Raw genomic sequence first — 23,675 nt, forward strand, 5'->3', positions numbered from 1 at the left:
TGCGCTAGTTGCACACGCAAGAACCGCAAGCAGGTGCCGAATGGCGGGGTTCAGCCGCCGGCGACGGACGGGATGATCTGGACCTCCTTCGCGTCGGCGAGGGAGGTCTTGGCGCCGTCGAGCCGACGGCATTCCTCACCGTCCACGTAGAAGTTCACGTAGCGACGCAGCGCGCCGGTCTCGTCGCGCAGACGGCGTTCCAGCCCCGGGTGCTCGACGCCGAGCGAGTCCAAGACCGCGTCGAGCGTCGGCGCGTCGACCTCCAGCGTGCCCGCGCCACCCGCGAGCGGCCGCAGCATCGCGGGCAGCAGGACCCGGACCACCTAGACCACCTGGGCCCGCACGCACAGCACGTCCGGCAGATGCGCGGCCACCTGGCGCCAGGTGCCGCCTTCGTCGGGACTGGCCCACACTTCACCGGACCGAGTGCCGAAGTAGACACCACCCCGCGCGTCGACGCACATCCCGTCGCGCAGCACACCCGCGTAGAAACCCTTGTCCGGCAAGCCGTTCCCGAGTCCCGTCCAGGTCTCGCCCGCGTCCTCGCTGCGGTAGACGCGGCAGCGGCCCCCCGGCGGGAAGCGGAGTACGTCGGCCACCAAAGGGAAGTTGTAGACGGTGTCCGGTTCGGACGGATGCACGACCATGGCGAAGCCGAAGTCGTTCGGCAGACCGTCGGCGATGGATTTCCACGTCTTCGCGTCGTCGTCGCTGCGGTAGACACCGCCGTGGTTCTGCAGGAAGAACCGCTCGGGGCGCGAGGGATGCATCGCGACCTTGTGCACGCACTGCCCGAATTCGGGCTCCTCACCGGGCAGGAATCCCGCGCTGATCCCGCGGTTGGCCGCCGTCCAGCTCTTGCCGCCGTCCTCGGTGCGATAGACCCCGCCCGTCGACATGGCGACGGTGATCCGGCCGGGGTCCACGGGATGCGGCAGGATCGTGTGGATCATCTGGCCACCACCACCGGGAGTCCAGTGTGGACGGTGCTCGTGGTCCCACAGGCCGCGGACGAGCTCGAAGGTTTCGCCGCCGTCTTCGGACCGGAACAGCGCGGACGGTTCGACACCCGCGTAGACGACGTCACCGGCGACGACGATCTGCCAGATGCCTTCGAGCGCCGTCTCCGTGTCCCCGGGGAAGGCCACCGGGGCGTGCTCGGGTTCGGACCAGGTCTCGCCGAAGTCGCCGGACGTCGCGATCGTGGGGCCGAAGTGTTCGTTGACCGCGGCGGCGTAGACCTTGGACGGTGTCAGCGCCACGGCCCGCACGGCCTCCATCGGGAACTTCGGTGTGGACAGTTCCCAGCTCTCCCTGTCCTCGCTGCGGGCGAGGAACAGGCCTTTCCTGGTGCCGATCCCCAGCTGGAACTCCACGACGCCGCCTCCTCGGTAGGTGCTGTGACTCAGGTCACCTCGCACCGTACTACCAGAAGCGCGCGCAGGCGTCGCGCCGGCTGCTGTCCAAGGGGTCGTGGCCTTCGCCTTCTCGGGGAACGAAAGTCACAGACGAGCAGCCGGCGCGACGGGTTTCGGGAGCGGTCAGCTGCCGTTGATCAGGCGCAGGGCCAGATCGGGACTGAACTGGCCGGCTTCGACGTTCGGCGCGATCCCGCACTTGCCGTCGGAGTCACCGGGCACCTTGACCCACAGCAGCATCTCGGCACCGCCGCCGGTCTGCGAGGTCGCCCCGAGCTTGCGCCCGGCCGGGTTGCACCACTCGGAGCCCAGCGGGCCGTTGCCGTTGCGGCTCGTGTCGATCACGAACGGCTTGGTGTAGCCGTACTTGCTCGACAGCGCGGCGCTGACGGCCTTGCCGTAGTTCGCCGAATCGGTGGTGGTCTTGTAGTTCGACACGTTGATCGCGAGACCGCGGATCGACTTCACGCCGACGGCGTTGAGCCGGTCGGCCATGGTCGCGGCCGGAATCCAGGTCGAGTTGCCGCCGTCCATGTACGCCCAGGTGTTCGGGGCCTTCGTGGCGAACTGCTCCGCTGCGTACTTGAGCAGGTCGAAGCGGGTCTGGCGCTCACCGGCCGGCAGGCAGTCGACCTGCGCGAGCGCGTCCGGCTCGATGACGACGACCGCGGGCTTGCCGCCGATGCCGGCGGCGAAGTTCGAGATCCAGGTGCGGTACGCCTCCGGGCTGCCCGCGCCGCCACCGGAGTGACCACCGCAGTCACGGCCGGGAATGTTGTAGGCGACCAGGATCGGCAGCTTGTCCGCGACGTCGGCGGCGTAGGTGTAGGTGTCGACGGCGGTCTTGACGTTCCCGCTCCAGTTGCCGAACCAGCGCGCGCCCGCCTTGGTGGCGATGGCGGCCTTGATCTTGTCGGCGGTGCTGCCCGGATGGTTCTTCACCCAGACGGCGGGGTTGGAGTTCGGGTCGACGTAGAAGCCGTTGGTCTTCTCAAGGGGGTTGCCGTCTGCGGCCTGAGCCGGCGCGGCGATGAGGGCCAGCAACGAAGCGGCCAGCAAACCGAGCGTCTTGATGCGCATAGACGCCAGCTTCGAGCTTTCCCGTACAAGATTCGTACAAACGCACGCCATTGGACACCTGCTTGCGGTGCGCGAGCATCGCAAGCAGGTGCCCAATGGCGAAAAGGGGTCAGGCCGAGTAGCCCTTCGGCGGGATCAGGGTGGCGAGCTGGTTGAAGGTGAGCCAGTAGATCTGGTTGCCGCCGAAGTTGGCCGGGTCGGCGATCTTCACCGTCATGTTGCCGCTGTTGTAGCCGATGATCGTGAAGTAGTGGTAGATCGTGTAGTTCGGGTAACCCGGCGGGTGGTTGTCCGCCGGGGCGACGATGTTCGCGACGAGCGCGTAGCCCCTGTCGACGTCCAGCACGATGTCGCGCCACAGGAGATCGCGCTGCGCCTGGGTCGGCGGGTCGTTCGGCATCTCCTTGGTCTCGTACCAGCCACCGGCGACGTGGTTGTTGAGCACGCGGGTGACCTGGCCGATCCAGTCGGTGCCGTTGGTGGTGGTCGGCAGCTCGTTCGCGAGCTGCTGCTGGCTCGGCGGGTTGCCGTTCTTCGCCGAGATGGCGATCCGGGTGGCGGCCGGGCCGCACCAGTACCCGGTCTGCTGGATCTGGTACTGGATGTTGAGCTCCGCGGCCGCCTTGACCCCTTCGACCTTGGCGGGCGGCGCCATCGACTGCACGAAGTCGGGCGCGGGTACGACGTTCTCACTTTGAGCGACGGCCACCGCCGGAGCGGTGATCAGTGCGGACACCGCGAGCGCGGCGACGACCGCGGTCCTGAGTCGACGCATGACAATCCTTCCCCAGTTTCCCGTTTGAACGGTGAATAGTGAACAGGATCGCCGGTCACATTGCTTTTGTCTGCGGCCTCACCTGCGCCGCCCCTGATCGGCCCACGACGAAAGTAGGGTCGAATGAACGTTCGGGGGCTCATCGGGCAATAGCGACCGTGCAGGTGAGGAGAAACGTCCTCCGGTCTTCCCAGGATCTCGGCGCGCCGCGAGTGGCGCTGTGCCAAGCACTCGCGAGGATGCCCGGCGTCGCCGTGGAGAGCGTGGCAACTCCCGGTGGACGGCCCGCGGTGTCCTTCACGGTCGCGTTGCCGGACCGGCCCCGCACTTTCGTCGTCGACAGCGCGACGGCGGCCGTCGTCGGGAACCGCGCCGTCCGGCCCAGCGGCCAGGACGAGGGCTGGCCGGGGCTGACCCTGTTCGACGACGATCTCGGTGGTGGTCCCCGAGCCTCGCTAGCGCGCGTGCTTGGCGGCGTTGAGCGCGCTTCCGACGTCCGAGACCTCCAGCACCCGGATTCCCGGCGGGATCTTGCCGGAGTCCGGCGGCACCAGGGCGTGGGTGAAGCCGAGCCGGGCGGCCTCCGCGAGCCGCCGCCCGACGCTCGGCACCCGCCGGACCTCGCCCGACAACCCGACCTCGCCCATCGCGACGAGTTGGGGCGAGAGCGGGGTGTCCCTCGCCGAGGAGATCAGGGCCAGCACCACCGCGAGGTCGATCCCGGGTTCGGTGATCTTCATGCCGCCGACCGTCGCCACGTAGACGTCCTTGTCGCCGACCTTGACGTTCGCCCGTTTCTCGACCACGGCCAGCACCATCGCGACCCGTGCCGAATCGAGACCGCTCACCGCGCGCCGCGGCTGCGGTGACTGGGTCGCCGACACCAGCGCCTGCACCTCGCCCAGCAGCGGCCGCTTGCCCTCCATCGTCACCGTGACCGCGGTGCCCGCGACCGGCTCCGCCGTGTGGCTGAGGAACAACCCCGACGGGTCGGGCACGCCGACGATGCCTTCCTCGACCAGTTCGAAGCAGCCGATCTCGTCGGCGGCGCCGAACCGGTTCTTGATCCCGCGCAGCATCCGCAGTGTCGAATGCTTGTCGCCCTCGAACTGCAGGACGACGTCGACCAGGTGCTCCAGCACGCGCGGCCCGGCGACCGAACCGTCCTTCGTGACGTGACCGACCAGCACGATCGGCAGCCCGCGCTCCTTGGCGAGCGCGACCAGCCCGGCGGTGACCGCGCGGACCTGCGTGACCCCGCCCGGCGCGCCCTCCACCTGAGGCGAGGCCATGGTCTGGACCGAGTCGACGATGAGCACCCCCGGCTTGACCGCGTCGACGTGGCCGAGGATCGCGGAGAGATCGCTTTCGGCCGCGAGGAACATCTCGTCGTGGACGTTGCCGGTGCGCTCGGCACGCAGGCGCACCTGCCCGGCCGACTCCTCACCGGTGACGTACAGCGCGCGGCCCGCGGTGGCCGCCCATTGGTAGGCGACCTCCAGCAGCAGGGTCGACTTGCCGACACCGGGCTCGCCGGCGAGCAGGATCACCGCGCCCGGCACGAATCCGCCGCCGAGCACGCGATCCAGTTCGGAGACGCCGGTGGGCCTGGCCCGTGCCGTCTCGACGTCGACCTCGCCGATCGGACGCGCCGGGGCACTGGGCGCGCCCGCCGCGACCCTGGCTATCGCGGGGCGGGCGTCGCCGCGTTCTTCGAGCGTTCCCCACGCCTGGCATTCCGGGCAACGCCCGACCCACTTCGGCGCCTCGTACCCGCATTCGCCGCAGCGGTAGGTACTGCCTTTCTTGACCACCCCGCGAGGCTAGCGGCCCCCACCGACAAACCCCGGCAACGACGCAAGCACCCGAAGGCCCCCTTCCTGTACTCGATCCGATACCGCGCGCGCCGGCGGGGGCATGGATGGAGCGAGGAAGGGGGCCTTCAGGTACTTCTGGAAAACTTCAGTGCCCGCCGCCCTTGGCTTCCTTCTCGGGCGCGGGTGCCCGGCTGCCCGGGTGCGACGGCGCCGCGACCGGCAGGTCCAGCGTGACCGGACCGGAGTTCTTGAAGACGAAGGTGACCTTGATCGTCTGGCCCGCCCACACCGGCTGCTTCAGCCCCTGCAGCACGATCGTGGCCTTGCCCACCTGATCCGGCGCGTTGGTCGTCTCCGGGCCCGCGGACGGGGTGACCGTCCCGGCGGCACTCGACGACGGGGCCCCGGACTGACTGCTCGACGGGGCACCCGAGGACGACGGCGCGCCGGAAGACGGCGGGGCGCTCGTCGGAGCGACCTCCTTGGCCGACTCGGCCGGTTCGGCCGCGGTGCCGCCTTCGGGCGGGCCGATCACGAGCGCGTGGCTCGAGACGACGACCTTGGCCCCGGTGATCTTGGCGTCACCCGTGGCGGCTTCGGAGGACACCGAGACGAGCTCGTCGTCCTGCTTGCCCTGGTTCACGATGGTCAGCGTCAGCGGCACGGCGGCACCGGCCGGGTACGCCTGCCCCTCGGCGGGGAACTGGAGCGCGGCGTTCCGCAGCACCAGGTCCTTCGCCTGCGCGTACGTCCCGTTGACCGCGGGCTGCTGCGAGTCGGTCTGGGTGATCTGACCAGCACCGCAGCCGGCGAGCACGAGCGCGGCGCCGAGCGCCAGCACACCTGCGCCGAACACGCGACGATTCTGCAGCCTCACGTCGGAGTCCTTCCATCTCACGGCCTCTTCACCGCGAAGACTAGCCGGGCGGCTTCGCGACCGGAGAACCCGGTGCGTGTTGACACGCCACCAATGCGGTGACGTGCCCAAGATCAACCGTCCACAAAGGATTTGGAAATCGTTCGCTTCTCACCAGCGTGAGCATGGGCGAATTGGATTTGTCAACCCCCGGGCGGACCACCGTCAGGCCGCTGACCTGCGACGACGATCGCGGGCCGCTAGGTGGGCCTCGTCGGCACGTGCTAAGATGAATTCAGCGAAAGGGGCAGAGGACACATGGTTTTCAAGGTCGGAGAGACCGTCGTCTACCCGCACCACGGTGCCGCACTCATCGAAGCCATCGAGACCCGCGTGATCAAGGGCGAGGAGAAGAAGTACCTCGTCCTCAAAGTCGCGCAAGGGGATCTTACGGTTCGCGTGCCCGCTGACAACGCCGAGATCGTCGGTGTTCGTGATGTCGTCGGGCAAGAAGGACTGGACAAGGTTTTCGACGTTCTGCGTGCTCCGCACACCGAAGAGCCCACGAACTGGTCTCGTCGGTACAAGGCCAACCTCGAGAAGCTCGCCTCCGGCGATGTGAACAAGGTGGCCGAAGTGGTGCGCGACCTCTGGCGGCGAGAGAAGGACCGCGGACTTTCAGCCGGCGAGAAGCGCATGCTGGCGAAGGCGCGGCAAATTCTGGTCAGCGAGCTGGCGCTCGCGGAGGGCACCGACGAGGACAAGGCTGAAGTCCTCCTCGACGAAGTTCTGGAAACCGCGGCAGTCTGAACCGGCGGGTGTCCCACGCCAGGTGAGGCTGCGAGGGATACCTCTACGATCGCGCACATATGAGCACCGTCCATATGAACACGATCGTGTTCGTCACTGTCGTCAGACACCATGCCTCCGACGCGGAGCTCGCTCTCGCGCCGGTCGATGGTGAGGCGTTACTCACGCACACCGTGCGGGGGCTGCTCGCGCTGCCGGATCTCGATCTGGTGGTCGTGGCGGCCCCCGAGCGGTGTGCTGATTCGTTTTCGGCCGCTTTGAGCGGCTTCGAGAAGCGTTGCCGGATAGTACCCGGCTCGTCGCTCAAGCATGCTTTCGACACCGTCGAAAACGAAATCTTCGGAAACCCCGTCTTTCTCGTGCACGACGCTTTGCGTGCGTTCACTCCCGCGGACACCGTCCGTGCCGTCGTGGACGCGGTCCGTGCCGGTTCGCCATGCGTGGTCCCCGTACTTCCGATGGCGGACACCGTGAAGGTGACCGACGCGGCGAAGGTGATCACCGCCACGGCGGATCGCGCATCCCTGCGCACGGCCCAAACCCCGCTCGGCTTCACACGTGAGACTTTTCTCTCGTATGTCGACAAGCCGTCTCTCGAGGGCGCCCACACCGTCGCCGGACATCCCGACGCGATGCGCGTCACCAACGGGTTCGAACTGAAACTGGCCGAAGCGATCGCGGTGGCCGGGAAAGAGGAAATCCTGTGAGGATCGGCAACGGCGTCGACGTCCACCCCGTCGAGGCGGGCCGCGAATGCTGGATCGCCGGGCTGCGCTGGCCCGGTGTCGACGGCTGCGCGGGGCATTCCGACGGTGACGTCGCGGCGCACGCGTTGTGCGACGCGCTGCTGTCCGCCGCCGGGCTCGGTGATCTCGGCGCGGTGTTCGGCACCGGCGATCCGCGGTGGGCGGGCAAGCACGGTGTCGAGTTCCTCGCGGAGGCTCGGCGCCTGGTCGAAGCGGGCGGCTGGACCGTCGGGAACGCGACCGTCCAGATCGTGGGCAACGCGCCACGCGTCGGGAAGCGCCGCGAAGAGGCGCAGAAGGTGTTGAGCGAGGCCGTCGGCGGGCCGGTGAGCGTCTCCGGCACGACGACCGACGGACTCGGCCTGACCGGACGCGGTGAGGGCATCGCGGCGTTCGCGACGGCACTGCTCCTGCCCTCGCAGGAATAGCCGCCACCGGGAACCGGTTCGGGCTGTCATGGCAGTCACACTTCCCGAACCGGTCCGTGAACTGGTGAACGGCAATAACTTCGCGACCGTGGCCACGCTGGACGCCGACGGCGGTCCGCAGACCTCGGTCATCTGGGTGGGCCTCGACGACGGCGAGCTGATCTTCAGCGCCACCGAAGACAGGCTGAAGGTGCGAAACCTCCGTCGCGACCCTCGCGCGAGCGTGTCGATCACCGACGCGGAGAACCCGTACCGGCACACGCAACTGCGCGGCACGGTCACGATCACTCCGGACCCGGAGAAGACGCTGCCGAAGGTGCTCAGCCACAAGTACCTCGGCCAGGACCCGCCACCCGAAGGCGACGAGGTCGAACGGGTGATCGTCCGCCTCCGGGTGGAACGGATCGCCGGGAACGTCCGGTGACCGGGCCGATTAGGATTCGGACATGGGTGTGACCTTCAACGACGCGACCAAGAAGCTCCTCGACGGCAACAACTTCCCGGTGCTGGCGACCATCAACGCCGACGGCTCCGCGCAGACGTCCGTGCTGTGGGCGAAGCGGGACGGCGACACGGTGGTCTTCGCGACCGTCCGCGGCCGTCTCAAGGAGCGGAACATGGCCAGGGACCCGCGCGTGTCCGTCTCCGTCTTCGATCAGGAAAACCCGTACGACTACGTCGAGATCCGCGGGACCGTGGAGATGACCGACGAAGGCGGGCGCGAGCTGATCAACGAGCTCTCGCACAAGTACCTCGGCGAGGACTACCCGGAGGAGCCGGCGGACGTCGTCCGCGTGCTGGTCCGGATCACGCCCACCAGGATCACCGGCAACGCCGCCTGAAGCTGAGCTGAAAGGCCCCTTCATCGCAAAATTTGCGATGAAGGGGCCTTTCCTGTCACACGCGAGGGGCGGCGAGGACCCCACGATCGTGGCTAATGTGGGGCCCGTGACCTTTCGCGCTGTGTTGTTCGACTTCTCCGGCACGGTCTTCCGGCTCGAACAGGACGAGACCTGGCTCGCCGACCTCACCGACCACGAGGGCCAGAGCCTGGACATCGAGGCCCAGACCGAGCTGATGCGCCGGATGACCGCGCCGGTCGGCCAGGTCGTCGAGCTCGACGACGAGCACCTTCACGCCTGGAACCACCGCGACCGCGACCCGGTGCTGCACCGGAAGGTGTACCTCGAGGTGCTCAAGCAGTCCGGGGTACCGCACGCCGACCAGGCCGTCGCGCTCTACACCCGGCTGATCGATCCCACCCAGTGGACGCCGTACCCGGACACCGAAGCCGTCCTCAAGGGCGTCTCCGGCAAGGGCGTGAAGCTCGGGGTGCTGAGCAACATCGCCTTCGACATCCGGCCCGCGTTCGGCCGCCGGGGCTGGGACGCCTACGTCGACGAGTTCGTCCTGTCGTTCGAGGTCGGAGCGGTGAAGCCGGAGCCGGAGATCTTCCGCGCGGCCGTGGAGCGGCTCGGCGTCGACCCCGCGGAAACGCTCATGGTCGGCGACAGCGAGGAGGCCGACGGCGCCGCCCGCGAGATCGGCTGCGCGTTCGCGCTGGTGGAGCCCCTGCCGACGACCGAGCGGCCGGACGCCCTGCTCACCATCATGCGTACCCATAACGTGCTGTAATACGGTCACTGCGACACCGCTCACGCCGACCCCGTACCCTTTCGGGGTGGCACTTCACCTCTATGACACCGCGACCCGGAGCGTGCGGGAATTCCATCCCGCCCGTAGCGGAACGGCGTCCATGTACGTGTGTGGTGCCACCGTGCAGGGGGTCCCCCATATCGGCCACGTCCGCGGCGCGCTGAACTACGACGTCCTGCGCCGCTGGCTCGTCCACAATGGACTCGACGTGCTGATGGTCCGCAACGTCACCGACATCGACGACAAGATCCTCACCAAGGCCGCGGCGGCGGATCGTCCCTGGTGGGAGTGGGCGGCCACGCACGAGCGCGCCTTCGAATCGGCGTACGAGTCGCTGGGCTGCCTGCCGCCCTCGATCGCCCCTCGGGCGACAGGGCACGTCACGCAGATGGTCGAGCTGATGCAGCGGCTGATCGACGGCGGGCACGCCTACGCCGCGGGCGGCGACGTGTACTTCTCGGTCAAGGCGTTCGACGGCTACGGCGATCTGTCCGGCCAGAAGCTCGACGAGGTCCAGCAGGGCGAAAGCCTCGGCGAGGGCAAGCGCGACTCGCGCGACTTCACGTTGTGGAAGGCCGCGAAGCCGGGTGAGCCGTCGTGGCCGACGCCGTGGGGCCCCGGCCGTCCCGGCTGGCACCTCGAATGCTCGGCGATGGCGACGGCGTATCTCGGCGCGGAGTTCGACATCCACGGCGGCGGCGTCGACCTGGTGTTCCCGCACCACGAGAACGAACGCGCGCAGTCCAACGCGGCGGGCGACGGGTTCGCGCGGTTCTGGCTGCACAACGCCTGGGTGACCATGTCCGGCGAAAAGATGTCGAAGTCGCTGGGCAACACGGTGTCGATTCCGGCGATGCTCGAGGACTACCGGGCCCCCGAACTGCGGTACTACCTGGTCCAGCCGCACTACCGCTCCACGATCGAGTACTCCGACGGGGCACTCGGCGAGGCCGCGCAGGGCTACCGGCGGATCGAGCAGTTCCTCCGCCGCACGGCGGGCATCGCCGGTGCGGTCCACCTCGGCGAGGTGCCGGTCGAGTTCGCCGCCGCGCTCGACGACGATCTGGCCACTCCGCAGGCCTTCGCAGTGCTGCACAACACGGTCCGCGACGGTAACGCGGCACTCGACGCGGCCGACAATTCCCAGGCACTCGAAATCGCCGCCTCCGTGCGCGCGATGACCGACGTGCTCGGCCTCGACCCGCTCTCCGCGCGCTGGTCCGAGGCGGGCGGCAACGAAACGCCCACCCGGCAGGCGCTGTCCGAACTCGTGGAAGGGCTGCTCGCCGAACGGCAGCAGGCCCGCGCCGAGAAGGACTTCGCCCGTGCGGACGCCGCGCGTGACCGCCTCCAGCAGGCGGGCATCGTGGTGGAAGACACCCCGAACGGTCCACAGTGGACCGTCAAGGACGGCTGACACTTACTCGGTTTCTAGCTCAAGGATTCTCACTGATGGCAGGCAACTCCCGGCGCCAGGGCGCTATTCGCAAGCCCGGCACGAAGAAGGGTCAGGTCGTCGGCTCCGGCGGCCAGCGCCGGAAGGGCCTCGAAGGCAAGGGCCCGACGCCCAAGGCCGAGGACCGGCCAGGGCACAAGGCGTACCGGATGGCCAACGCGCGTGACCGCAAGGACCAGGCGCGGCAGAAGAAGGCCGACAAGCCGGAGCTGATCGCCGGGCGCAACCCGGTCGTCGAGGCGCTGCGCGCCGACGTGCCCGCCACCGCGCTGTACGTCGCGATCAACATCGAGATCGACGACCGCGTCAACGAGGCCGTCCGGCTCGCCGGCGACAAGGGCATCTCCATCCTGGAGATCCCGCGCGAGGAACTGGACCGCAAGACCAACCGGGCCATGCACCAGGGCCTCGGCCTCCAGGTCCCGCCGTTCGTGTACGCCGACCCGCGCGACCTGATGGCGGTCGCGAAGGACTCGGGGCAGACCCCGCTGTTCGTCGCGCTCGACGGCGTCACCGACCCGCGCAACCTCGGCGCGGTGATCCGCTCGGCCGCCGCGTTCGGCGCGCAGGGTGTCCTCCTGCCGGAGCGGCGCAGCGCGGGAATGACCGCGGTCGCGTGGCGGACCTCCGCCGGCACCGCCGCCAAGCTGCCGATCGCCGTCGCCACCAACCTGACCCGTCAGCTGAAGGCGTGGAAGGACGACGGCCTGATGGTCGTCGGCCTCGACGCGGACGGCTCGGTCGACATCGACGAACTGGACCTCGCGGCGGACCCGCTGGTCATCGTGCTCGGCTCGGAAGGCCGCGGCCTCTCCCGGCTGGTGCGTGAGACCTGCGACGCGACCGTGTCGATCCCGATGGCCGCCGGTGTCGAGTCGCTCAACGCGTCGGTCGCGGCCGGGGTGCTGCTGGCCGAGGTGGCGCGCCGCCGCCGTCTCGCGGGACGTGTCTGACCCCGTAGTTCTTCGACACGGTGCGGGGGCCGCAGGCTAGGGTCACCAGCGGATAACGCGTAACCGCCCTGGGGGACCCCGCACCGATGTCGTTCATTTCACCGCTGTTCCTGTGGTACTTCATGCCGGCGGTCCTGCTCGCCGTGCTGGTGTGCCCGCGCGGCTGGCGGAACGGCATCGTCGCGGTCGGCAGCCTGATCTTCTACGCCACCGGCGCCGGGCCGTACACGCTGGTGTTGATCGGCTGCATGGTGGTCAACTTCCTGGCCGGGCCCGCGCTGGAGCCGAACGCGTGGGACCTGCAGAACAAACGGCGCAAGCGGCTGCTGCTGGGGGTCGTCGGCCTCAACGTCGGCATGCTGCTGATCTGGAAGTACGCGGGGTTCGCGACGCAGCAGATCGCGGCCGTGACGCACTGGTTCGGCGGCGGTTTCCCGGTGGCCGACCTGGTCATCCCGATCGGTATCTCGTTCTACACCTTCCACCACATCTCGTACGTGGTGGACATCTACCGCGGTGAACGCCGCGCCCTGCGCAACCCGGTGTCGTTCGCCGCGTACATCGCGATGTTCCCGCAGCTGGTGGCCGGGCCGATCGTGCGGTACCGCGAGATCGCCGACCAGCTGCCGCAGCAGCGGTCGCACCGCCTCGACGACATCGCCGCCGGTTTCCCGCGGTTCGCGCTCGGCCTGTGCAAGAAGACGATCATCGCGGACTCGCTCGGCCCGATGGTGGACGCCTGCTTCGACACGCAGGCGGATCAGATGACCTTCGCGATCGCCTGGCTCGGCGCGATCGGATACACGCTTCAGCTGTTCTTCGACTTCTCCGGGTACTCCGACATGGCGATCGGACTCGGCCGCATGCTCGGCTTCCGGCTCCCGGAGAACTTCGCGCGACCGTACTCGTCGGTGACCATCACCGAGTTCTGGCGGCGGTGGCACATGTCGCTGTCCCGCTGGTTCCGTGACTACGTCTACATCCCGCTGGGCGGCAACCGCGCCGGCGCCGGGCACACGTACCGGAACCTGTGCGTCGTGTTCGTGCTGACCGGCTTCTGGCACGGCGCGCAGTGGACGTTCCTCATCTGGGGCGTCTACCACGGCGCGCTGCTGATCGTGGAACGCGCTTTCGGCTACGACGTCACCCCGAAGACCCAGGCGGCCCGCGTCGGCCGCCGCACGCTGACGCTCGTGCTCGTGGTGTTCGGCTGGGTGTTCTTCCGCGCCAAGGACCTGCCGCACGCGCTCGGCATGATCGGGCACATGGTGCTGCCGGACTTCACCGGCCTCACCGACGTCGTCGAGAGCGCGGTGACCAACCAGCGGCTGCTGATCCTGCTGTGCGCGCTCGCGATCGTCTTCCTGCCCGCGCATCCGGTGACCGGACCGCTGCTGGAGTCCTCGCGAAGCCGCCCGGCCACCGCGCTGCGGATCGGCGTGATGACCGTGGGGCTGGTGTACGCGGCCATCCTGATCGCGACCGGCACGTTCAGCCCGTTCCTCTACTACCAGTTCTGAGGGAGCCCGAGGATGACCGAACCGATCGATCCGGCGAAGCTGCCGGGTGTGATCCCGTACGTCGACAACCACGACGGCCCTCGCCGGCTGCTCACCGTCGAGCTACGCCCGTTCCCTTCCTCCTCCGTCCCGTACGTGCCTCTCGTGAGCATCGACGGCAGACAGTTCGTGGTCTCCTGGGGTGCGGTCACCTTCGAGATCCCGGCCGACCGGAACGTCCACGTCAGCGCGCGTCTGCACACCAACTACGGGTCGCAGGCCGCCGCGACGCCGTTCGCCTCGATCGTCCTGGCGCCGCATCCGGAGCCGGTCCGGCTGGCCACGCAGTTCACCGGCCAGGGTGGTTCGATCCTCCCGGTCGGTTAGCTTGGGCTCATGACCGACGGCTGGCAGCGGGACCGGATCGGCTCGGCGCTGCGCGGGGAGAACCCGACCGTGTTGCGGCGGCTCGACGCGGGCTTCGCGGTGGTCGGCGATACGCAGTTCCTCCCGGGTTACTGCGTCCTGCTGACCGATTCCCCGGCCGTCGGCAGGCTGACCGAGCTGCCGCGGCCACGACGGCTGGAGTTCCTGGCGGATATGGAGTTGCTCGGCGAAGCCGTCGAGAACGTTTGCGCGCGAAGGGATTCCGGCTTCCGGAGGGTGAATCTGGAGATCCTCGGCAACACGGATCCGTTCCTGCACGCGCACGTCTGGCCGCGCTACGACTGGGAACCGGCCGACGCGGTCAAGCGTCCGGTCTGGCTCTATCCGCGGGAGAACTGGGCGGTGGCCTCGCTGGGGCCTGAGCACTACTCACTGCGTTCCGAGCTGGTCGTGGAGATCGACAGGCTGCGGGCCGCGTCGAGCACCAGCTGAGCGAATTCCTTGCCGCGCACCATCGGCAGGTAGTGCCCCGCCTTGGGGACGTTGATCAGCCTGCCGTCGGCGCAGGCGTCCAGGAAGCGGTGTTCGTGGCGGCGGAAGTGGTCGCGTGAGCCGTTGATCAGCCATGTCGGTCCCGGATATGTCTTCAGTTCCGCGAGCACGTCGAAGTCGGCGAGAGCCTCGACGACGTCCGGGATCACTTCGGTCGCGATGCCGCCGCCGATCACGGCTTCGGCGAGTTTCGGCGGCAGGACGCCCCGGAACTGCCATCGGCTCAGCCGTTCGCCCTGGTCCGGCAGCCGCATGAGCAAGCGGTGCGCCACGCGGAACGGTGTCTCCAGTGTCCGGCCGGGCAGGTGGGTCGAGCCCGCGACGACCAGCCCGGCGACCCGCTCCGGATGCCTTGCCGCCGCGGCGATCGCGACGAAACCACCGAGGGAATGCCCGACGACCAGAGCGGGTTCGTCGAGGCCTTCGACGACCGCGTCCGCTGCCGCGGCCAAGGTGAACCGCTCGCCCCGGCGGGTGCCGTGCCCCGGCAGGTCGACCGCTCTCGCGGGAAGCGTGGCGCGGTGCAGCTGCTCGGACCAAGCGGCGCCGCTGAGCCGGATGCCGTGGACGAAGACGAGGGGAACCATGACGAACCTCCTGAAAACAACGCACCGTTGCGTTGCAAAGTACGGGTTATCGCAGTACAACGCAACGGTGCGTCGTATTCTTCTCCGGTGAGTACCCGGAACGGCCCCCGCAAGGCCGAGGCGATCTTCGCCGCCACCCTCGCCCTGCTGGCCGAGCACGGTTACGACAAGCTCGCCATCGAGGCCGTCGCCGCCCGGTCCGGCGTCAACAAGACGACGTTGTACCGATGGTGGCCCTCGAAGGACGCGCTCCTGGCCGCCGCGCTGCGCGATTCGGGTCTGTTCGCCATCGACGTTCCCGACACCGGCAGCTTCCGCGGCGATCTCCTCGCCGTGGCCACACGAATTCACCGGCTGCTGACCGCGGAGGACACCGCCCCGGTCGTCACGGCGGCGCTGACGGCAGGCCCTCGCCGTCCGGAACTCGGTGACGTGTCGCGGAGTTTCTTCGCCGACCGCATGGCGCGCGAAGAGCCGATCTTCACCCGCGCCGCCGCGAGAGGCGAACTGCGCGCCGGCGTCGACCCGGTCCTGGTGATGGATCTCCTCGCGGGGGCGATCTGGTTCCGGCTGTTGCTGCGCGGCGGCGATGCCGGTCCGGGATTTCTCGAAGAGGCCGTCGACACGGTACTGGGCGGCGCCGCGGGAGAATCGCGCTGAAGATCGAATCCGAGCGGCTCGAAAACTTGTCTCGCCGCCGACGCGGTGGTCGAGCACGACCATCGGCTGATCCGCGAAACGGCTGACAGGCGGTCACCGACCGGCGGCACCGAAGCCGACGTGATTCGTTCGATGTTTCACTTCGTGCGCGAAGAGATAGCCCATACGGTGGACACGGCCGATCCCCGCGTCACCCTGATGGCCTCCGAGGTGCCGCGCGAGCGGGCCGGGCTCTGCTACGCGAAGGCCCACCTGCTGGCCGCTTTGCTTCGCAGCCAAGGCGTTCCGGCCGGGTTCTGCTCTCGGCGAACCGGTTTCCCGCACGGGCTCAACGGCGTGGATCTCGCCGGCCTGGGCCGGTGGATCCGGCTCGGCCCCAGAGGCGACAGAAAGGGCGCGGACGCGCGCTTTCCTTTGCGGCGAGCAAATCGCCGGGAAGACGAGCGGTTCGCGCGGACACTGGACCCCGACCGAGGCAGGATCGATTTCCCCACGGTGTACACCACCCCGTCTTCGGCCGTCGCCGAAATTCCGTCCTCGGCGAAGCCCGGATCCGCCTGGTACGAAGGAATCCTTCCGCACGCTCCGTGAGTGGTTTTTCCGTGATCCGGCGAAACCTCCGATGCGAAACCGGTATTGCCGAGCGTCACCTTCCTTGTTGGTGTCTTTCCCCCGAATTTCTTATTTCGACATTGTCACCAGGCGCGTAGAGTAACTCCCCGCGCTCGAACAGATACGCAATGCGTTCGTCCGTTCGAGTGCTGATCGAGGAGGTGACCCCCGTGCCCGCGGAAGCCAACCGGCTCCGCCGTACCACGTTGCAAGAGATCTTCTGGACCAGGACGAGCCTGCTGCTCACCGTACTGGTCGTCGTCGCGGGCCTCAGCCTGTGGATCTCCAGCATGATGGATCCCGGCGCCGGTAAAACGTTGCTCACGTCCCTGGGCACCGGCACCCTGATCTCCGCGGTGGTCGGCTTCGGCCAGACCTTGATCACCGCCACCGCGTCACAACGCGCGATGGTGACCCCGGTGATCGAGGAGAGCCGCCGCGCGCTGGAAGCACTCAGCGCCGAATACCGTTCGCTCAACAAGGAATTCTTCCCCACCCACGTCTTCGAGGCGACCACCGATCCGGATCCGTTGTTCAACCGGGTGATGACCGAAGACCTCGACGTGACCAGGCACTACTTCTTCCGCGGGTTTTCCGGCAGGCACGCCGCGGCCCGATTGCTGTTGTCCCGCACGGAAAGGGAGCTGCGCGTGGTCATCGCCGACCCGCGTGACGAGGGAGCGATCAGCGGCAGGGCGCGTTATCTCCTGCGCAGTGAAGAAGCGGGCATGGATTACGAGACGATCCAAAAGCGGCTCGACGACGAGATCAGCATCGGCCTGGTCGGGCTGTTCCTGGCTCGCAGCCGTTGCTCACTGGTGGACATCACCGTCGTCGCCGACCCGCCACTGGACCGGCTCGAAGTCTTCGACGAGAGCGTTTGGGTGACCCTGTACAGCGACATCCGCGGCGCGACCACGCTCTATCCGCGAACACTGCGGTTCAGCGAGGGTTCCTTCCTGTACAACAAGGAACGCTCCGAGTTCCTGCGGGTGTCCCAATCCCGGTCCGGACGGCATTTCCGCATCTCCACCACGACGACGAGGGCGGATTTCCTCGCCCTGTACGAGAAGATCACCGGATCTCCCCTGTCCGAAGAGAACTTGCACGAACTGGAAGGGAAATTCCACGCCTTCCGGAAGGAGTTCACCACCCTCGCCGAGTTGAACCCCTGACGACTCGGCGTCGCAGAGCACTAGATTTGAGGAGCTGAAGTTGCTCACTCGCTTGTCCCCCCTCACCCAGCTCTCCGCACTGCTCCGAACCACGGATCTGCCCCTCGCGCAGCATTGGCAGATCGTCGACGAGATCTTCCGCGACTGGACGTCGAGACCAGAGCTGCGCGACGATCTGCGGCGGCACTTGGGTTCGCTGAGTCCGGACGAGGCGAGCGCGGTGCTCGCGCGGTCGCGGGAGACCACCACCCATTTCGCCTGGTGCCTGCTCGACTGCCCGAACGACCCTTTCTCGGTCTGGCTCCACGAGTACAAGGCGCCGGAGGACTGGCGTGCGGGGTATGCCGATTCCGTGCACAACCACAGATATCACTTCTGCACCACGCTCCTCCGGGGCAACTATGTCCACGAACGCTATTCGACCCTGCGTGACCAACTTTCCGGATTGATCACATCGGTTCGGTTACGACGTAGCACGCTGTGTCAGGCGGGGTCGGTAGGCGTCATGTACGCGGACGAGTTCCATCGGATTCCCGAAGCCACCAAAGGGACTATGACGTTTCTGGTGAAATCACGCCCGGTGAGCGAATTCAGCCTTTCCTATGACCCGAAGACCGGTACAGGGCATCGTCACGTTCCGGTCGAGGTCCGATTGGGGGACCTCGCCGACCGCCTCTGACTACACACCGCCGCCGAAGGCGCTTACCCTTGCTCCACCCGTCTGTAAACGGGATCGGAGAGGTGTATGCGCGCGCGAAAGAGCACGATTCCTTCCCAGACCATCGACGCCGTCGAACATCGCGTCCGGCGACTGTGCTGGCGTTATGCCGACAAACTGCAGTTCCACGGCTGGCATCACGTGAGTTTCGTCCGGGCCAAGGCCGCCGGGTTCGCCGACCACAACGGGGCGGATCGCACCGTCGTCGAAGTGGCGGCGCTGGTGCACGATGTGAACTACATCGTGCTCCGCAACTCCCCCGCGGCCGCCGGGCGAGACCTCCGGCTGGACATCCTGCGGGAATGCGGTGTCGAGGAGACCGTGGCCCGATGGGTCGACGAGATCGTCGACGAGGCCGAGATGGCGACCAGGGGCCGGCACATCTCGCTGGAGGCCCAGGCGTTGAGCGACGCCGACACGCTGTTCAAGGCGCTGCCGGTGACGCCGGTCGTCCTCGCTCACCGCTATCTGCGGGAGAACGGGTTGAGCCTGCGGGAGCTGGCGCACAAGATCGTCGGCGAACAACGCGACGTCCACGACAGCGGCTACTACTTCTACAACCCGAAGGCCGCGGAGAACTACTCGCGCTGGGCGCTGGCGAATCTTCAGTTGTGGCAGTGCATCAAGGAGGCCGTCGACGATCCGACCGTCGTCGAGCTTCTCGACGCGGTGCATGCCGTAGACACCACTGCCACCACTGTCACCACAGCCGCCACGGAATACGAGGCCGAGCCCGCTGCTTCCTGATGTCGCGTGAGCCCGCTTGGTTCGTCATCCGCCGGCGAAAGACGGGTTCCGCGTGATCGGAGACGTGACCCGGGTGCCGTCAGCGCTGGCCGTAACCGCGGAGTTTCTCCACGACGTGCTCGATCTCGGCGGGCGGGAGCAGATTCGGCGTTCCCGCCGCTCGGGCCGTGAGCCAGACCTGGCAGACCCACTCGAGCTGCCGCGCCCGGCTGTAGGCGGAACCGAGACTGTCGCCGAAGGTGGTGGTGCCGTGGTTCGCCAGCAGACAGCCTCGGCGGCCGTCCAAGGCCTCCAGCATGGCCTTGGCGAGTTCCTCGGTGCCGTACGTCGCGTAGGGCGCGACGCGGGCTGTCGGGCCGATCGCGGCGAGCATGTAGTGGATCGGCGGCACCTCGGCGACGAGGGTGGAGACGGCCGTGGCGTGCACGGAATGCGTGTGCACCACGGCGGACACCGGTTCGCCGTCCGGATCAGCGGCCTGCCGGTACACGGTGAGGTGCATCGGCAGTTCGCTGGTCGGTCCGAGCGCACCGTCGACGACGGCACCGTCCAAGCCGACCACCGGCACGTCTTCCGGCCGCAGCCCGGCGTAGTCGACGCCTGTCGGGGTCACCGCGATCAGCTCGCCCTGCCTCGCGGAGACGTTCCCGGAGGTGCCGACCACGAGTCCGTCGGCGGCCATCCGGCGGGCGAACTCGCAGACCGCCGCGCGTTCTTCGGCCAGGATCATCGGCAAGGGGCGGCGTCGGTGCGGGTGGTCGTCCTATGGCGTCGCACGATCAGGAAGGGCGTGGGCCGGTGGGCTTGGCGGGGGCCGGCTTCCGCGTGGCCCCCGGTTTGGTCGCTTCCGGTTCGGCGGCTTCGGCGTCGGGGGCCGGCGACAGCAGCCGGATGGCCTCCTGGACGGCGACGTCCGTGGCGGAAAGCCGTTCGGCGACCTTCGACCGGAGGTCCAGCGAGAGCTTCCGCGCCTGCTGAGCCTCGGCCTGCTGGGTCTTCGCGTCGGTGAGAGCCTCCGCGACCTGCTCCTGCTTCGCGGCGATGTCCTCCGCCGAAGTCTTCTCCGCCTTGCTGATCTTCTCCGCCGAGACCCGCTCGGCTTCGGCACGCTTTTCCGCCGACACCCGGTCGGCCTCCGCGATCTTGTCCGTGGACGCCTTCTCCGCCTCCGCGCGACGAGCCGCCGAAGCCTCTTCGGCCTTCTTGTCCGCCGCGGCGCGGGTGCGAACGCTTTCCAGGTCGAGCTCCTTGCGCTTCTGCGCCGCCTCGGAGTTCAGCCGTTCGATCTCGGCCTTGGCGTCCGCGAGCAGCTTTTCGCGCTCCGCCTGCGCGTCCTTGGCCGCCTTGTCACTCGCGCGCTGGGTCTCGTGGGCGTACTTGTCCGCTTCGGCCCGGGTCGACTTCGCGTCGGCTTCCGCGGCGGCCTTGAGATCGGCGATCTCCTCCTCGGCGAGCTGCATCATCATGCGGACGCGTTCGGCCATCGCGCCGGCGCCGGACGGGCTCGAGCTCATCCGCACGAGCGCGGCCTTGGTCTCGTCCAGTTCCTTCTGCGCGTGGCCGAGTGCCTTGGTGAGTTCGGCGGCGGTCGCCACGGCCTCGTCGCGGTTGCGCGAGAGCTTCTTGAGTTCGGTCGACAGTTCGGCGAGCCGCTCGTCGACCTGTCGCTTGTCGTAGCCACGCACGGAGCCCGCGAATTGGGACGATTTCGCTGAGGGCGCCTGAGGCGCCGTCTTCTCAGGAGCGACCATGGCGGCCACCTTAATGAGCGGGCACCCGTCGAGTAGTACCGCCAAACGGCTGCACTCGGCGGGTGACGGGGCGATCACCTGGCATCCCGCGTTGTCGACAGGTCGTAAGCAGGGAGGCCCGGCGGCGTGCGGTATCAGGAGATGAAGAAGGCGGCGGCCGAGAAGGCGATCGCGTATCTGCCCGAAACGGTGAGACGCGTGGAGAGCTACGCCACTGACGCGCTCGACGTCCGCAACACCATCGTCACGAGGATGCGGCAGCTGACCCCGCTCGAGTTCGAAGGGATCCTCCGGCCCGCCTTCCAGCAGGACGAAGGGAAGTTGATCGCGGTCGGCGCGGTGATCGGCGGGCTCGTGGGTGAACTTCAGGTCCTGCTACTCCTCCAGTGAGGACAGGCGGCTAAGTTCCCCTCAAGCGAGACGCGGGAGGGGCTTCGAGTGGACGCCGTCATCGCCGACCTCGGCGAGCACTGGCCGGTGTACGTCACCATGCCGTTCATCGCGGCACTGATCGGTTACGTCACCAAACGCGTCGCCATCGAGATGATGTTCAAGCCCCTGGAGTTCGTCGGGATCAAGCCGGTCCTCGGCTGGCAGGGGGTGCTGCCGGCGAACGCCGAGCGGATGGCGGCCACCGCCACCGAGATGCTGACGAGCAACCTCGTCGATCCGAAGGAGATCTTCGCCAGACTCGACCCGGCTCAGGTGGCGAAGGAGATCGAACAGCCGCTGCTCCGCGTCGTCGAGGACGTCACCCGCGAGGTGATGGAGCAGTACCAGCCGCGGCTGTGGGAAGTGCTGCCGAACAGCGCCCAGCAGCTACTGCTCAAACGCGTGCAGGCCGAGGCACCGCGCGCGATCACGAAGATCATGGGCGAGCTCGCCGGGAACATCGACGACGTACTCGACCTCAAGCACATGGTCGTGACGAACCTCGTGCGCGACAAGGCCTTGCTCAACCGGCTGATCCGCGACATCTCGCGGCCGGAGATGCGGTTCATCGCGCGGTCGGGGATCGTGTTCGGGTTCTCCCTCGGCTGTGTCCAGCTGCTCGTCTGGGCGCTGACGAAGTCGCCGATCGTGCTGCCGCTGTTCGGGATCGCCATCGGCTGGTTCACCGACTGGATCGCCCTGAAGATGATCTTCCTCCCGCGTGCGCCGAAACGGTTCTTCGGCCTCTACACCTGGCAAGGCGTGTTCCAGAAACGCAAGGACCAGGTCGCCGCCGACTACGGCGACATGATCGCCCGCGAGATCATCACCATCCCGAACCTGCTCGAAGCCGTGTTGAGCGGGCCGAAGTCGGACAAGCTGTTCACGATGATCACCCGCGAGGTGCAGCGGACCGTCGACGCGCAGGCGAGTGTCGTGAAGCCATTCGTCGCGATGGCCGTCGGCAGCAGGCGCTTCCAGGAGATGAAGCAGACGGCGGCGGCGAAGGCGGCGGCACGGATCCCGGAGACGATCCGGCACGCCGAGAGCTACGCGGTCGACGCGCTCGACGTCCGGAACACCATTGTGGACAGAATGCGGCGGCTGAACCCGCTGGAGTTCGAGCAGTTGCTGCGCCCGGCGTTCCGGCAGGACGAGTGGAAGCTGATCGCGGTCGGCGCGGTGATCGGTGGCCTCGTCGGTGAACTCCAGGTGCTCCTGCTGCTCCACTGACGTGTACCGGATACCGTTTCCCATCCCACGAGCGAGGAGGTCGGATGGACACCGTCCTGGACGACCTCGCCCGCCACTGGTGGCTGTACGCGGCGATCCCGTTCGTCGCCGCGCTGATCGGCTACGTCACCAAACGCGTCGCCATCGAGATGATGTTCAAACCCCTGGAGTTCGTCGGGATCAAACCGTTCCTCGGCTGGCAGGGCGTGGTGCCGAAACACGGCGGGCGGATGGCCGCCGTCGCGACCGGGTTGCTGACGTCGAACCTGCTGGACGTCAAAGAGGTCTTCCGCCGGATCGATCCGGCGATCATCACGCGCGAGATCGAGCAGCCGCTCCTGCGGGCCGTGGACGAAGTCACCCGCGAAGTGCTCGAAAAGCACCATCCCAGGCTCTGGGAGGTCATGCCGACGATGGCGCAGGAGCTGCTGATCAAGCAGGTCCAGTCGGCGACGCCGCGGCTGGTGCGCGAGTTCATGGAAGAGCTGACCGCGCACCTCGACGAGGTGCTCGACTTCCAGCACATGACCGTGCAGCGGCTCACCAGGGACAAGAAGCTGCTCGTCCGGCTGATCCGCGAGACGTCGCGGCCGGAGATGGCGTTCATCGCACGCACGGGGAGCTACTTCGGCTTCGGGCTCGGCATCGTCCAGGCGTTCGTCTGGGCGCTGACGAAGGAGCCGTGGGTACTGCCGATCTTCGGTGGTTGCATCGGGCTGTTCACCGACTGGCTGGCGATCAAGCTGATCTTCGTGCCGCGCGAGCCGGTACGCGTCGGCAGGCTGGTCCTGCAGGGCAAGTTCCAGCGGCGGCGGGCCGAGGTGGCGCATCAGTACGGCGAGATCATCGCGCACGAGATCCTCACCGTGCCGAACCTGCTCGACGCCGTCCTGCGCGGGCCGCGGTCGGACCGGCTGTACGCGCTGGTGGAACGGCTCGTGGCGCGGGCCGTCGACCGGCAGGTGAGCGTCGCGAAACCGATGGTCACGATGGCCGTCGGCGGGCAGCGGCTGAACGAGATCACCCAGGCGGCCGCGCGGAAGGCGCTGGAGCGGCTCCCGCCGACGATCCGCCACGCCGAGGGCTACCTGACCGAGGCGATGGACGTCGCGAAGATCGTCGAGCGGCGGATGCTCGGGCTGACGCCGCTGGAGTTCGAGGGGCTGCTGAGGCCGGCGTTCCGGCAGGACGAGTGGAAGCTCATCGCGGTCGGCGGGCTCATCGGCTTCCTGGTCGGTGAGCTGCAGGTCCTCCTGATGCTCCACTGATTCGACTGACGCCACTGACGCCGGATCGCGTTTAGCCCGCTGAACGCGCTTTGCGGGTG

The 23,675-nt window shown here is 67.9% G+C and carries 27 protein-coding genes and 1 pseudogene; 19 read left to right on the forward strand and 9 right to left on the reverse strand.

From position 1 onward, the window contains the following. Positions 1-50: 50 nt before the first annotated feature. The 6 genes from P3102_RS34275 to P3102_RS34300 all read right to left on the reverse strand — a co-directional run bounded on the left by P3102_RS34275 (position 51) and on the right by P3102_RS34300 (position 5,967). Positions 51-323 carry a MoaD/ThiS family protein gene (locus P3102_RS34275; RefSeq protein ID WP_276364802.1) on the reverse strand — a complete coding sequence of 91 codons (273 nt, stop codon included), beginning with the start codon at positions 321-323 and terminating at the stop codon, positions 51-53. Then, positions 324-1,376: an exo-alpha-sialidase gene (locus P3102_RS34280; RefSeq protein WP_276364803.1), complete on the reverse strand. Its 1,053-nt coding sequence runs from the start codon at positions 1,374-1,376 to the stop codon at positions 324-326. A 165-nt stretch (positions 1,377-1,541) separates the two neighbouring features. Next, positions 1,542-2,498, reverse strand: a complete 957-nt coding sequence (locus tag P3102_RS34285; protein ID WP_276364804.1) for a glycoside hydrolase family 6 protein — start codon at positions 2,496-2,498, stop codon at positions 1,542-1,544. 109 nt (positions 2,499-2,607) lie between these two features. Further along, positions 2,608-3,273: a C39 family peptidase gene (locus P3102_RS34290; protein WP_276364805.1), complete on the reverse strand. Its 666-nt coding sequence runs from the start codon at positions 3,271-3,273 to the stop codon at positions 2,608-2,610. 455 nt (positions 3,274-3,728) lie between these two features. Next, positions 3,729-5,087: a DNA repair protein RadA gene (radA, locus tag P3102_RS34295; RefSeq protein WP_276364806.1), complete on the reverse strand. Its 1,359-nt coding sequence runs from the start codon at positions 5,085-5,087 to the stop codon at positions 3,729-3,731. A gap of 148 nt (positions 5,088-5,235) precedes the next feature. Then, positions 5,236-5,967 (reverse strand): hypothetical protein, encoded by a 732-nt coding sequence (locus tag P3102_RS34300; RefSeq protein ID WP_276364807.1) that lies wholly within the window; start codon positions 5,965-5,967, stop codon positions 5,236-5,238. Positions 5,968-6,264: 297 nt separating this feature from the next. Between P3102_RS34300 and P3102_RS34305 the strand changes: the two genes are divergently transcribed. The 11 genes from P3102_RS34305 to P3102_RS34355 all read left to right on the forward strand — a co-directional run bounded on the left by P3102_RS34305 (position 6,265) and on the right by P3102_RS34355 (position 14,373). After that, entirely contained in the window at positions 6,265-6,756 is a 492-nt protein-coding gene (locus tag P3102_RS34305; RefSeq protein ID WP_005165253.1) for a CarD family transcriptional regulator, read from the forward strand. A 74-nt stretch (positions 6,757-6,830) separates the two neighbouring features. Further along, complete coding sequence (locus tag P3102_RS34310; RefSeq protein ID WP_276371479.1) at positions 6,831-7,463, forward strand: 2-C-methyl-D-erythritol 4-phosphate cytidylyltransferase; 633 nt, start codon at positions 6,831-6,833, stop codon at positions 7,461-7,463. After that, entirely contained in the window at positions 7,460-7,930 is a 471-nt protein-coding gene (gene ispF, locus P3102_RS34315) for a 2-C-methyl-D-erythritol 2,4-cyclodiphosphate synthase (RefSeq protein WP_276364808.1), read from the forward strand. The genes P3102_RS34310 and ispF overlap by 4 nt, the downstream gene beginning before the upstream one ends. A gap of 28 nt (positions 7,931-7,958) precedes the next feature. Then, positions 7,959-8,354 carry a PPOX class F420-dependent oxidoreductase gene (locus P3102_RS34320; protein WP_276364809.1) on the forward strand — a complete coding sequence of 132 codons (396 nt, stop codon included), beginning with the start codon at positions 7,959-7,961 and terminating at the stop codon, positions 8,352-8,354. Between the two features lie 22 nt (positions 8,355-8,376). Further along, positions 8,377-8,772, forward strand: coding sequence for a PPOX class F420-dependent oxidoreductase (locus tag P3102_RS34325; protein WP_276364810.1), 396 nt, complete (start codon positions 8,377-8,379; stop codon positions 8,770-8,772). Positions 8,773-8,878: 106 nt separating this feature from the next. Further along, positions 8,879-9,565 carry an HAD family hydrolase gene (locus P3102_RS34330; RefSeq protein ID WP_276364811.1) on the forward strand — a complete coding sequence of 229 codons (687 nt, stop codon included), beginning with the start codon at positions 8,879-8,881 and terminating at the stop codon, positions 9,563-9,565. Positions 9,566-9,611: 46 nt separating this feature from the next. Beyond that, positions 9,612-11,003 carry a cysteine--tRNA ligase gene (cysS, locus tag P3102_RS34335; protein WP_276364812.1) on the forward strand — a complete coding sequence of 464 codons (1,392 nt, stop codon included), beginning with the start codon at positions 9,612-9,614 and terminating at the stop codon, positions 11,001-11,003. Between the two features lie 35 nt (positions 11,004-11,038). Continuing rightward, complete coding sequence (rlmB, locus tag P3102_RS34340) at positions 11,039-11,995, forward strand: 23S rRNA (guanosine(2251)-2'-O)-methyltransferase RlmB (protein ID WP_034310192.1); 957 nt, start codon at positions 11,039-11,041, stop codon at positions 11,993-11,995. A gap of 86 nt (positions 11,996-12,081) precedes the next feature. Then, positions 12,082-13,515: an MBOAT family protein gene (locus tag P3102_RS34345; RefSeq protein ID WP_276364813.1), complete on the forward strand. Its 1,434-nt coding sequence runs from the start codon at positions 12,082-12,084 to the stop codon at positions 13,513-13,515. A gap of 12 nt (positions 13,516-13,527) precedes the next feature. After that, complete coding sequence (locus tag P3102_RS34350; protein WP_276364814.1) at positions 13,528-13,881, forward strand: hypothetical protein; 354 nt, start codon at positions 13,528-13,530, stop codon at positions 13,879-13,881. A 9-nt stretch (positions 13,882-13,890) separates the two neighbouring features. After that, positions 13,891-14,373, forward strand: coding sequence for a hypothetical protein (locus tag P3102_RS34355; protein WP_276364815.1), 483 nt, complete (start codon positions 13,891-13,893; stop codon positions 14,371-14,373). Here the strand turns inward: P3102_RS34355 and P3102_RS34360 are convergent. Then, positions 14,307-15,020, reverse strand: a complete 714-nt coding sequence (locus tag P3102_RS34360; RefSeq protein ID WP_276364816.1) for an alpha/beta hydrolase — start codon at positions 15,018-15,020, stop codon at positions 14,307-14,309. The two genes, P3102_RS34355 and P3102_RS34360, sit on opposite strands and share 67 nt — an antisense overlap. Before the next feature lie 87 nt (positions 15,021-15,107). Here P3102_RS34360 and P3102_RS34365 point away from each other — a divergent pair, with 87 nt between their 5' ends. From P3102_RS34365 to P3102_RS34385, 5 genes are all read left to right on the forward strand, one after another. Further along, complete coding sequence (locus P3102_RS34365) at positions 15,108-15,680, forward strand: TetR/AcrR family transcriptional regulator (RefSeq protein ID WP_276364817.1); 573 nt, start codon at positions 15,108-15,110, stop codon at positions 15,678-15,680. 144 nt (positions 15,681-15,824) lie between these two features. Then, complete coding sequence (locus P3102_RS34370; RefSeq protein ID WP_276364818.1) at positions 15,825-16,271, forward strand: transglutaminase domain-containing protein; 447 nt, start codon at positions 15,825-15,827, stop codon at positions 16,269-16,271. 149 nt (positions 16,272-16,420) lie between these two features. Continuing rightward, positions 16,421-17,467 (forward strand): hypothetical protein, encoded by a 1,047-nt coding sequence (locus tag P3102_RS34375; protein ID WP_276364819.1) that lies wholly within the window; start codon positions 16,421-16,423, stop codon positions 17,465-17,467. A 40-nt stretch (positions 17,468-17,507) separates the two neighbouring features. Beyond that, positions 17,508-18,146 (forward strand): hypothetical protein, encoded by a 639-nt coding sequence (locus P3102_RS34380; RefSeq protein WP_276364820.1) that lies wholly within the window; start codon positions 17,508-17,510, stop codon positions 18,144-18,146. Positions 18,147-18,212: 66 nt separating this feature from the next. After that, positions 18,213-18,932, forward strand: coding sequence for an HD domain-containing protein (locus P3102_RS34385; protein WP_276364821.1), 720 nt, complete (start codon positions 18,213-18,215; stop codon positions 18,930-18,932). Between the two features lie 79 nt (positions 18,933-19,011). Here P3102_RS34385 and P3102_RS34390 read toward each other — a convergent pair whose 3' ends face one another. Beyond that, positions 19,012-19,662, reverse strand: a complete 651-nt coding sequence (locus tag P3102_RS34390; protein WP_276364822.1) for a class II aldolase/adducin family protein — start codon at positions 19,660-19,662, stop codon at positions 19,012-19,014. Positions 19,663-19,711: 49 nt separating this feature from the next. Beyond that, positions 19,712-20,683, reverse strand: a complete 972-nt coding sequence (locus P3102_RS34395; RefSeq protein WP_276364823.1) for a hypothetical protein — start codon at positions 20,681-20,683, stop codon at positions 19,712-19,714. A gap of 120 nt (positions 20,684-20,803) precedes the next feature. On the opposite strand from P3102_RS34395, the pseudogene P3102_RS34400 reads away from it, so the two are divergent. The 3 genes and pseudogenes from P3102_RS34400 to P3102_RS34410 all read left to right on the forward strand — a co-directional run. Further along, positions 20,804-21,073 (forward strand): annotated as a pseudogene (locus P3102_RS34400) (DUF445 domain-containing protein); the annotation flags it as partial. A 48-nt stretch (positions 21,074-21,121) separates the two neighbouring features. Beyond that, positions 21,122-22,348: a DUF445 family protein gene (locus P3102_RS34405; RefSeq protein ID WP_276364824.1), complete on the forward strand. Its 1,227-nt coding sequence runs from the start codon at positions 21,122-21,124 to the stop codon at positions 22,346-22,348. A gap of 44 nt (positions 22,349-22,392) precedes the next feature. Then, positions 22,393-23,616: a DUF445 domain-containing protein gene (locus P3102_RS34410; protein ID WP_276364825.1), complete on the forward strand. Its 1,224-nt coding sequence runs from the start codon at positions 22,393-22,395 to the stop codon at positions 23,614-23,616. The last annotated feature ends 59 nt before the right edge of the window (positions 23,617-23,675 follow it).

Origin of the sequence: Amycolatopsis sp. QT-25, from assembly GCF_029369745.1 — a bacterium.
Classification (GTDB): Bacteria; Actinomycetota; Actinomycetes; order Mycobacteriales; family Pseudonocardiaceae; genus Amycolatopsis.

Coding starts and splice junctions, on each gene's coding strand:
- P3102_RS34285 (WP_276364804.1), bottom strand. CDS start 2,498: ATGCGCATCAAGACGCTCGGTTTGCTGGCCGCTTCGTTGCTGGCCCTC.
- P3102_RS34290 (WP_276364805.1), bottom strand. CDS start 3,273: ATGCGTCGACTCAGGACCGCGGTCGTCGCCGCGCTCGCGGTGTCCGCA.
- P3102_RS34305 (WP_005165253.1), top strand. CDS start 6,265: ATGGTTTTCAAGGTCGGAGAGACCGTCGTCTACCCGCACCACGGTGCC.
- P3102_RS34310 (WP_276371479.1), top strand. CDS start 6,831: ATGAACACGATCGTGTTCGTCACTGTCGTCAGACACCATGCCTCCGAC.
- P3102_RS34320 (WP_276364809.1), top strand. CDS start 7,959: ATGGCAGTCACACTTCCCGAACCGGTCCGTGAACTGGTGAACGGCAAT.
- P3102_RS34325 (WP_276364810.1), top strand. CDS start 8,377: ATGGGTGTGACCTTCAACGACGCGACCAAGAAGCTCCTCGACGGCAAC.
- rlmB (WP_034310192.1), top strand. CDS start 11,039: ATGGCAGGCAACTCCCGGCGCCAGGGCGCTATTCGCAAGCCCGGCACG.
- P3102_RS34345 (WP_276364813.1), top strand. CDS start 12,082: ATGTCGTTCATTTCACCGCTGTTCCTGTGGTACTTCATGCCGGCGGTC.
- P3102_RS34350 (WP_276364814.1), top strand. CDS start 13,528: ATGACCGAACCGATCGATCCGGCGAAGCTGCCGGGTGTGATCCCGTAC.
- P3102_RS34355 (WP_276364815.1), top strand. CDS start 13,891: ATGACCGACGGCTGGCAGCGGGACCGGATCGGCTCGGCGCTGCGCGGG.
- P3102_RS34360 (WP_276364816.1), bottom strand. CDS start 15,020: ATGGTTCCCCTCGTCTTCGTCCACGGCATCCGGCTCAGCGGCGCCGCT.
- P3102_RS34375 (WP_276364819.1), top strand. CDS start 16,421: ATGCGTTCGTCCGTTCGAGTGCTGATCGAGGAGGTGACCCCCGTGCCC.
- P3102_RS34385 (WP_276364821.1), top strand. CDS start 18,213: ATGCGCGCGCGAAAGAGCACGATTCCTTCCCAGACCATCGACGCCGTC.
- P3102_RS34390 (WP_276364822.1), bottom strand. CDS start 19,662: ATGATCCTGGCCGAAGAACGCGCGGCGGTCTGCGAGTTCGCCCGCCGG.
- P3102_RS34395 (WP_276364823.1), bottom strand. CDS start 20,683: ATGGTCGCTCCTGAGAAGACGGCGCCTCAGGCGCCCTCAGCGAAATCG.
- P3102_RS34410 (WP_276364825.1), top strand. CDS start 22,393: ATGGACACCGTCCTGGACGACCTCGCCCGCCACTGGTGGCTGTACGCG.